This is a genomic window from Corynebacterium sp. CCUG 65737, from assembly GCF_024454115.1.
GTDB classification, from domain to species: Bacteria; Actinomycetota; Actinomycetes; order Mycobacteriales; family Mycobacteriaceae; genus Corynebacterium; species Corynebacterium genitalium.
The window spans coordinates 36,313-45,324 of the sequence record NZ_JAGPZB010000014.1; the positions used below are offsets into that span (position 1 = coordinate 36,313).

Here is a 9,012-nt window from a genome sequence, read left to right on the forward strand (position 1 = left end):
ACGGCCCCTACTTCATAGCCTTCTCGAAAGACTCCACCGAGCGATCCCGGTCCCCGGTCAACGTCTCCAGGTCAGTGTCCATCAGCTCAATATCGTCCAGGCCAGGGGCATCGCCCGGGGTGTCGATTCCGTCGATAACCGGCAGGTAGTTCTGCTCGACCGCGAGCTTCTGACCGGCCTCCGAGAGCAAGAACGTGATGTACTTCTCCGCGGCCTCCTGCTGCTCCGAATCAGCGAACACGCCAATGGGTTCCGTGATGTACGGCGACCCCTCCGTCGCGTACACCTCCTTGATCGGCGAGCCTTGCTCTGCGAGGTCGCGCACCAGGTAGTCGACGACGATGCCGACCGGGTGGCCGCCACCTGCGATCTCCTGCGACGTCGGACCGTTGGACGCCGCAATCATCGGGCTGTTTTGTCCCAGGCCTTCAACCCAGGATTCCCCGAGCTCCTCACTATTCATCCACACGGTGGCGTTGAACGCGGCCGCACCGGACACACTCGGGTCCGGAAGGACGATCTTGTCGCGGAATTTCTCGTCCGTTAAGTCCATCCAGGACTCTGGCGCGTCCGCTTCGTCGATCACGTCCGTGTTGTACGCGATGACAGTCGGAATGATGCGCGTGCCCACGTAGTATCCCTCGGGGTCAACTGCCTCCTCCATGACATTGCTGGTGTCGACGTCTTTGAGCTCGGCGAGCAAGTCATCGGACTTGAGACCTTCGAAGGTCGGCGCGTCAGCCGCCCACATCAGATCCGCTTCGACCTGGCCGGACTCACGTTCAGATTCGATGCGTGCTTTCAAGTCACCAGTTCCCGCGCGGTACACCTCGACCTGGATGTCCGGGTGCTCTTTCTCAAACGCTGCGTTGATTTCGTCGACCTTCTCCTCCGGTTCGGACGTGTAGATCGTGAGGACGGTGTCATCACCAGCGGCGCCGATGCCGGCATTGGGGTCCTCGGCCGGCTCCGAGCAACTGGAGAGACCGAGTGCGAGAGCACCCGTAAGGGCGGTGATGGTCAAGGACGTGCGGAGCAAGCGCATAACGACTCCTTCAAAGAGCGCGGTGAGATCGTGGATAGCCGAAAGAAACGAGGGGATGCTAACTGGTGCATAACCATCCTCATCCGCGACAGAACTTACCAAACTCTCAGAATTCTGCAGTGCGAGACGAAAACCGGTGCATGGAGCCGCAAAATATGCGAAAACCCGCGACCACAACGGCCACGGGCTGAAAAAAGTGGAGCTAACGGGATTCGAACCCGTGACCCCCACACTGCCAGTGTGGTGCGCTACCAGCTGCGCCATAGCCCCGTTGCTTCAGCGGATCTCCGCGAAGCGACTTCGATCAATATACACCGGGTGCGGACGAGACCAAAATCGCCCGCAGCCAGTGACTTTTAGCTAGCTAGCAGGTCGTCGAGCCAGTTCTCGAGGGGGTCGGAGTCGACATCCTTGCCGTCGACAAGCACGCGCGGGGAGGAAAGGTCGCCGGTCTTGTCCACGAGGTCCTTCTCGTTGGCTTCTCCGAGCTCCTTGGCCTTGTCGACGTACTCGCCGTTACGGATCGCGTCAACCGCATCCTTGGAGGCACCGACTCCCTTCGCAAGGTCGGCGAGCTTCTCCGGGTCAGCGCTGCCGTACAGGCTCTCCTGCTCTTCGAGGAGGACCTTGCGCAGGTTCCAGTACGCCTCAGTCTCGCCCTTATCGGCGAGCGCGAGAACAGCGGCCAGAGTGTTCGTGGAGTGGCCGAGCTGGTACTGCTCGCCGGTGCCGTCCAGGAAGACCAACGGCTGGATGTGGACCTTGACCTCGCCGGCCTTGATCTTCTCCAACATTTCGGCATCAGTCTTCTTCGCCAGGTCGGCGCAGTAGCTGCACGCGAAGTCCTCGTAGAGAGAGGCTTCCTTCGCGCCGTCGCTATTCTCGCCGGACAGAGTGATTATGTTGTCGGTCAGCTCCATGTTCACGCCGTCGACGGGCTCAACGTTCTCGGCGATGCGTTCAGCCTGCGCGCCGCGTCCGTTGTAAACGATCAGGCCGATCACCAACGCGCCGACGAGGAGAAGAGCGAGGATCGCCCAGAGGAAGCCTTTGCCGCCGGTCGAGTTGGGGTTGGACACCTTGGTGGAACCCTTAGTGTTCGACTTAGAAGAGGAAGTCACAGTGCATCACCTTATGCATTCGGGGTCAAGCTGTTCCAGCAGGTAAGTCTACGGGTACAGCGCGAATTTCTTAAACGGTCGGTAGATCATGAACAGCGTCACGGCAATCAGCCCGACGTCGCGGATGATGGCCCACCTCAGATCGCCGTCAGTGTGGTCCGGGTCGGGCCCGAAGCAGCCGCAGTCGATCTGCAGTCCGCGGGCATAGGCGGATGCCAGGCCGATGATGAAGAGGACGAGCACACCGAACGACACCCAGCCAGCGGGGCGAATCTTGATGCCCAGCAGCAGAATAAGGCCGCCAGCGAGCTCCAGTGGGCCGATAAGGTTCGCCAGCAGGCCGGACCAGTGCGGAGTGAAGATCTCGTACGCTTCGATGCTCTGCGTCACGGTCATATGTTTGCCGAGTTTCGACGCGCCCGACGCAATCCACATCGCGGCAAGTCCGAAGCGTGCGAGCGCGGAGAGCACGTCGAGCGCGCGTTCGCTTGTCGACGTCTCCTCTGTCCACTGGTCCCCGCCGTCTACGGCGCCAGCCTCTGCTACCTGCGCACCTTGCTTAATTGCCACCTCAATGACCTTAGTCGATGGGTGGGCTGCCGGGAAGTTTCCCGTGATGAGGTTTCCATCACCCTCACTAGCGGATTTTCACTCCCCGAGCACTGCGGAGACGACGTCCTGCGCTTCCTTCTGGACCTGCTCAAGGTGCTCCGCGCCCTTGAAGGATTCGGCGTAGATCTTGTATTTGTCCTCAGTGCCGGACGGGCGGGCGGCGAACCAGGCGCTGTCGGTGGTGACCTTCAAACCGCCGATGGCAGCGCCGTTGCCAGGGGCCTCGGTCAGCTTGGCCGTGATGTTCTCACCAGCGAGAGTGTCGGCAGTGACCTGGTCCGGGGACAGCTTCTTCAAGGTGGCCTTCTGCTCGCGGTTCGCCTCGGCGTCGGTGCGGGCGTAGACGGGGTCCCCAAACTTCTCCGTCAGTTCGCGGTAGCGGACTGACGGGGTCTTGCCGGTCACCGCGGTGATTTCCGCCGCGAGCAGGTCCATGATGAGGCCGTCTTTGTCGGTCGACCACACCGTGCCGTCCTTGCGCAGGAAGGATGCGCCGGCGGATTCTTCCCCGCCGAAGCCGACGGAGCCGTCGATAAGCCCCGGCACGAACCACTTGAAGCCGACAGGAACCTCGACGAGTTCGCGGCCGAGCGAGGCGACGACGCGGTCGATCATCGACGACGACACCAGCGTCTTGCCCACTGCCGTGTCCGCACCCCAGCCGTCGCGGTGGGAGAAGAGGTACTCGATGGCCACGGCGAGGTAGTGGTTCGGGTTCATCAGGCCCGCGTCGGGTGTGACGATGCCATGCCGGTCCGCATCCGCGTCATTACCGGTCGCAATGTCGTACTTCTCGCGGTTGGCCACCGAGCTCGCCATCGAGTTCGGCGACGAGCAGTCCATCCGGATCTTGCCGTCAGTGTCAAGAGTCATGAACCGCCACGTGGCATCCACATGCGGGTTGACCACGTCGAGGTTGATCCCGTGCGCCTCCGCAATGGCGCCCCAGTAATCGACGCTGGCGCCGCCCATCGGATCCGCGCCAATATGCAGTCCGGAGCTGCGAATCGCCTCAATATCCACGACGTTCGGCAGGTCAGCAACGTAGTTCGCCATGAACGGGTGCTTGCCCGCGCGCTCATCGAGCACACCGCTTGTCGACGTCGTGCGCACCCCCTCCAGATCATTCGCCAGATACTCGTTGGCGCGCGCGGCGATCCAGTCCGTCGCGTCAGTGTCCGCCGGGCCGCCGGATGGCGGGTTGTACTTGAACCCTCCGTCACGCGGCGGGTTGTGCGACGGAGTGATCACGATGCCGTCCGCGCGCTGCGGGTCCGAGCCGGTCACACCGCCGGACAGCGTGGCGTTGTGCGCGAGAATCGCGTGGGAGACAGCGGGAGTCGGGGTGTAGCGGCCTGCGTCGTCGACAAGCACTGCGACATCGTTGGCGAAGAGCACCTCGAGCGCGGAGATCATCGCGGGCTCCGACAGCGCGTGCGTGTCCCGGCCGATGTAGACCGGGCCACCGATGTTGTTGGCGCGACGGTAGTCGACGATCGCCTGCGTGGTCGCCCAAATGTGCTGCTGGTTGAACGCGTTGTCCAAGCTGGAGCCGCGGTGGCCGGATGTGCCGAACGCCACCTGTTGGTCCGGGTTCTGCGGGTCGATGTCGCGGGTGTAGTAGGCGGTGACTACCTCCGCAATATCGATGAGATCGTCGGGGCGTGCTGGTTGACCTGCTCGTTCATGCGCCATGGGTGCTCCTTGAAGTGCTGGTGTGTCTCCGTCGGGTACACACCCCATCTTTCCTTCACCGCTGACAAATTGCCATGAAAATCCGCTACCGTGAACCGCGTGGTAAGAGAAGGACTCGTTGTCGGCTTCGGAGCGTCATTCGGCGCGCTGGTGCGTTTCGCCCTCACGCCGCTCATGGCGTCGCACCCGCCGGCAGAACTGCTGGTGACGTTGGGGATCAACGTTGTCGGGTGCTTCCTGATGGGCCTGTTCGATCCACCTGAGTTCTGGGGCAAAGGCTTCCTGGGAGGCTTGACGACGTTTTCTGCCGTATCCCTCGCATCTATGCAGTCCAGCGCGCTCTTCGCGGCGGTGTACATGTTCGGCACACTCGTGGCCGCTATCGTTGCATGGTTGCTTGGTGACGCCGTGCGTAACCGCGCCGGAGCCCCCGCGTGATCCCCGGGAATGTCGGTCCCGACGGCCTCGTCGGCGTGGGCCTCCGGGAAGCGCTGGGCACCGAGGCAGCCCTGGAGGTCGTGTTCATCCTCTTCATGGCGGTCGGCGCTGGCGCGTTCCTCGGCGGCATTGCGCGGTGGGCACTGTCGTTGGTGCCCGGCACCCATGTGGGTACGTGGGCGGCGAACATTGTCGGATCGGCCGTTTTCGGGTTTTCCACCCTCATGCCGGGAATGTGGCCCGCGTTCTTGGGCGCCGGGTTCGGCGGCGCATTGTCGACATTGTCAACGCTGGCCAAAGAGGGCGGCACCATGATCAAGAACAAAGAATGGGGCCAGTTGACCAGCTACGTTTTAGCCACCGCAGCCGGCGGAATCATTGCGGCGTGGTTCGGCACACTGTGGGCATCGCGAGCGTTTATGTGACTGTGTAGCCGTGTAACTGTGTGACCGTGCCCGGCTACTCGGCGATGGCGTCGAGCGGCGGTGTTTTCGCCGCCCGCTGCGCCGGCCACAATGCCGCCACCACGCCGACAACGACGGAGCCGGCCAGCATGATCGCCAGCATCGTCCACGGGTAGGCGATATTCTCTAGGCCTTGGTCTGCGAGCACGGTGAGGAATGCCCAGCCCAGCGCGAGGCCCGTGATGATGCCCACGATGGCGCCGAAGACCGCGATCTGCACCGATTCGAGAATGATCATTGTGCGCACTTGACGCCTTTGCGTGCCGACGGCCCGGAGCATCCCGATCTCTTGCCGTCGTTCGATCACCGACAACGTGAGGGTGTTGATGATGCCCAAGATCGCAATCACCACCGCGAGCGACAGCAGCGCGTAGAGGATGTAGAGCATCTGGTTGATCATCTGCTGCGCTTCCCCGCCGACTTCTTCCGGGGAGCGCACCTGCACGACGATGTCCTCTTTGACAGCAGCCTCCAGGTTGGAGCGCAACGTGTCCACATCGACACTGCCGTCACCGTTCGCTCCGACCATGCGGACATCAAGCGTCCGGTCTGGGACGACCTGCAACGCTGACTCCTGGGACACGACCCACTTCTGCAGGAAGCTCGACTCGGTGAAAATTCCTTTCACGGGCACATCAACCGTGTCGGGGCTGATCCCGGGCGCTGCGACGGTGACTGTGTCGCCGACCTTGATCCCGGTCTCGTCGGCAAGCGCGGCAGGCAGGATGACTCCCCCGCCGGTGAGATCTGAAGTGCCTTCGCGCATCTCCAGTGCGAAGATCTTGCTCGGGTCCCCACTGATGACATCCGTGACTCCGCCTGGGCCGTACTGGTACCCGTACTTTTCGTTGACGGTCACCGGTGACTGAGTGAAGGTGACCACATCGCCGACACCATCGACGTCCGCAACGCGCTGCGGCAGGGTGGCCGGCACAGGGAATGAGCCCATGTCCGGCCCGTAGAGCACCATGTCAGCGCTGACTTCGCTTTCGAGCACATCATCGACGGAGCGTTGCATCGACGCACCGAGCATGCCGATGACCGTGACCAGGGCAATGCCGAGCATGAGCGCGAATGCCGTCGCGGAGGCTCGCCGCGGGTTGCGGCGCGAGTTCGTCGCCGCCAGCGAGCCCACTGCGCCGAATGGGGCGCCAATGGCGCGGCCGAAGACGGGAACGACCGGCAGGGACAACGCTGGCCCCGCCAAGAACAGCCCGATGATCACGCAGACCGCGGCGACTCCCACGAGACCCGCACGCTGCCCTGTCGAGCCGTCCTCCCACAGCACTCCCCAGGCGGCAAAGGCTGCACCGGCGATAAGTAGCACCGCACCGATGATGGTGCGCACCTTGAGCGGCTGCGGCGCGGCCGATTCCGACGACCGCATTGCCTCGACCGGTTCGACCTGGCCCGCACGCTGCGCCGGCGCCCAGGCCGACAGGACAGTCACGATGGTGCCAATGACGATCGGCACCGCCACAGCATCCACCGACAAACCCCAGCCAGCTCCGGGCAGCTCCATCCCCTGGGTTTCCATCAAGGCGCGAATCGCGGCGACCATGCCCATACCGGCGATCACACCGAGTGCGGATCCAATGAACCCGACGATGAGCGCCTCCGCCACCACCGAGCGGGTGATCTGCCCCTTCGAAGCGCCGAGCGCGCGCAACAGCGCGAATTCCTTCGTGCGCTGCGCAACGATCATGGAGAAGGTGTTGGCGATGAGGAAGGTGCCCACCAGCAAACCGACCAGGCCGAAGGCAATCAGAAAGTATGAAATGAAGGACAGGGCGTTGCGGATCTCTTCGGAGGTCTCGTCGGCAAGCACTTGCCCTTCTTTGACCTCGTAGTCCGGGTACTGCTCCCGCAGGTGCGCGACGAGCTCCGGTGCGTCCACACCGTCCGCGGCTGTGACGGAAAGACCTGGGAGAGTGTCTTGTGAGGCCGACATGTCGCGGTAGGCCGGCTCATTCACCAGCAAGCTTAACGACGCCCCCTGGTCCAGCTCATCCGTGTACACGCCCGTCACCGTCATCGTGTGGCGGGCTTGCGGATCGACAACGATGATCTCGTCGCCGACGTTGATGTTGTAGCGCTCCGCCCCCTTCTCGTTCACGACAGCCTCACCGACTTCAGCCGGCGCGGCCCCCTCGGTGATGTCGTAGGCCTCCCCTACCGCTTCTTCCGGCGGGTAGTACACCGAGACGGTAGATATGCCCGCTCCGGTCTGGTACGCCGTGCCGTTGGCATCAGCAATGACAACGGCTTTATTCGCACTGATGTTGACCCGGGAGGTCTTTGGGTCAGCGGCAATGTCGTCGTAAAGCTGCGCAGGGAGCGACGGTGCGTTCTCTCCCGGCAGGACCACTGCGTCGCTATCGGCGTAGGCGCTTGCCACAGCCGAATCGAACGTCTTCTCCAGCATGTTGGTGAACATTAGGGAGCCGGAAATGAACGCCGTGCCCAGCACGACTGCAAGCACAGTCAGCGCGAGCCGGAGCTTGTGCGCCGCGATGTTACGCAGCGACACTTTCGTCATAGCGGAAGACATCGTGGCTAGTTCTCGATTCCGGACATCGTGGAAAGGATGTCCTCCATCGTGGGATTGAGCAGCTCATCGACAATCCGGCCGTCGGCAAGGAAAACAACGCGGTCGGCGTAAGAAGCCGCGCGGGCGTCGTGCGTGACGATGACCACCGTCTGCTCATCATTGTCAACGGCCGTGCGCAGGATCTCCAGCACCTCCCGCGAGGAGTTCGAGTCGAGGTTGCCAGTCGGCTCATCGCCGAAAATGATCTCCGGCCGGCTCACTAGCGCGCGGGCGCAGGCGACGCGCTGCTGCTGACCACCGGACAGCTCGCTCGGACGGTGACTCAGGCGCTTACTCAGACCGAGGCGCCGCGTGATCTCGTCGAACCAGGCCTGATCGACGTTGCCACCAGCAATATTGGTCGGCAGCGTGATGTTTTCCTCCGCCGTCAGAGTCGGCACAAGGTTGAAGGACTGGAAGATGAAGCCGAGTCGATCACGTCGCAGCGCCGTGATCTGCTTGTCGTTGAGAGTAGACAGGTCCGTGTAGCCGATGAAGGCGGAGCCGCTCGTGAAAGAATCCAGGCCAGCCATCGTGTGCATCAGCGTGGACTTGCCGCTTCCCGACGGCCCCATGATGGCCGTGAACTCATTACGACCAAAATCGACATCAATGCCATCCAGGGCGACGACCTGCGTGTCACCGGCGCCGTACGTTTTGCGGAGCGCTACAGCGCGGGCCGCTGCTGCAGGAGCTTGACGCGTATCGACGGCATCACGCACACTCTCCCCCTCATTCAACGCGTGCTTACTCATGGCTAGAGCCTCCTCACTCGTTCCGGCACCCGACACTGCGAGTTGAATCGGTCACATCCTACAGTTTCCTTTGGATAGGCGAAAGACTCATAAGGGCGCAGCATCGCTCGCTGTGATGCTGCGCCCTCCGTCGAACTAACCCGGTACTAGCGCCCGATACCGGCAGCGAGTTCGTTGTTCCGCTTGTTCCAGTAGCGAAGATATTCAATCAACAGGAAGACGAGCGGAACCGAAGCTGCGGCAGAGATCCACCTGACAATACTGAACGGAAAATCCGAGGACAGGTCGTTGG

At 62.6% G+C, this 9,012-nt stretch carries 8 protein-coding genes and 1 tRNA gene; 2 read left to right on the plus strand and 7 right to left on the minus strand.

Annotation, left to right across the window (positions count from 1 at the left end; all coding sequences use genetic code 11):
• Positions 1–7 precede the first annotated feature (7 nt).
• The 5 genes from KBX17_RS10045 to pgm all read right to left on the minus strand — a co-directional run bounded on the left by KBX17_RS10045 (position 8) and on the right by pgm (position 4,473).
• Positions 8–1,045, minus strand: a complete 1,038-nt coding sequence (locus KBX17_RS10045) for an ABC transporter substrate-binding protein (RefSeq protein ID WP_256004620.1) — start codon at positions 1,043–1,045, stop codon at positions 8–10.
• A 197-nt stretch (positions 1,046–1,242) separates the two neighbouring features.
• Positions 1,243–1,315 (minus strand) — tRNA-Ala (locus KBX17_RS10050).
• 86 nt (positions 1,316–1,401) lie between these two features.
• Positions 1,402–2,166, minus strand: a complete 765-nt coding sequence (locus tag KBX17_RS10055) for a thioredoxin domain-containing protein (protein WP_256019665.1) — start codon at positions 2,164–2,166, stop codon at positions 1,402–1,404.
• A 48-nt stretch (positions 2,167–2,214) separates the two neighbouring features.
• The gene (locus KBX17_RS10060; protein ID WP_256019680.1) at positions 2,215–2,637 is read right to left on the minus strand and encodes a MauE/DoxX family redox-associated membrane protein; all 423 of its coding nucleotides are present in this window, start codon (positions 2,635–2,637) and stop codon (positions 2,215–2,217) included.
• Positions 2,638–2,814: 177 nt separating this feature from the next.
• Positions 2,815–4,473: a phosphoglucomutase (alpha-D-glucose-1,6-bisphosphate-dependent) gene (gene pgm / locus KBX17_RS10065; RefSeq protein ID WP_256019667.1), complete on the minus strand. Its 1,659-nt coding sequence runs from the start codon at positions 4,471–4,473 to the stop codon at positions 2,815–2,817.
• Between the two features lie 99 nt (positions 4,474–4,572).
• On the opposite strand from pgm, the gene KBX17_RS10070 reads away from it, so the two are divergent.
• Positions 4,573–4,911: a CrcB family protein gene (locus KBX17_RS10070; RefSeq protein WP_256019670.1), complete on the plus strand. Its 339-nt coding sequence runs from the start codon at positions 4,573–4,575 to the stop codon at positions 4,909–4,911.
• Positions 4,908–5,336, plus strand: coding sequence for a CrcB family protein (locus tag KBX17_RS10075; protein ID WP_256019671.1), 429 nt, complete (start codon positions 4,908–4,910; stop codon positions 5,334–5,336). The genes KBX17_RS10070 and KBX17_RS10075 overlap by 4 nt, the downstream gene beginning before the upstream one ends.
• A 34-nt stretch (positions 5,337–5,370) precedes the next feature.
• Here the strand turns inward: KBX17_RS10075 and KBX17_RS10080 are convergent, their stop codons facing one another.
• Both KBX17_RS10080 and KBX17_RS10085 read right to left on the minus strand, forming a co-directional pair.
• Entirely contained in the window at positions 5,371–7,914 is a 2,544-nt protein-coding gene (locus tag KBX17_RS10080; protein WP_256019673.1) for an ABC transporter permease, read from the minus strand.
• Positions 7,915–7,931: 17 nt separating this feature from the next.
• Complete coding sequence (locus tag KBX17_RS10085) at positions 7,932–8,720, minus strand: ABC transporter ATP-binding protein (protein ID WP_256019674.1); 789 nt, start codon at positions 8,718–8,720, stop codon at positions 7,932–7,934.
• Positions 8,721–9,012: the final 292 nt, after the last annotated feature.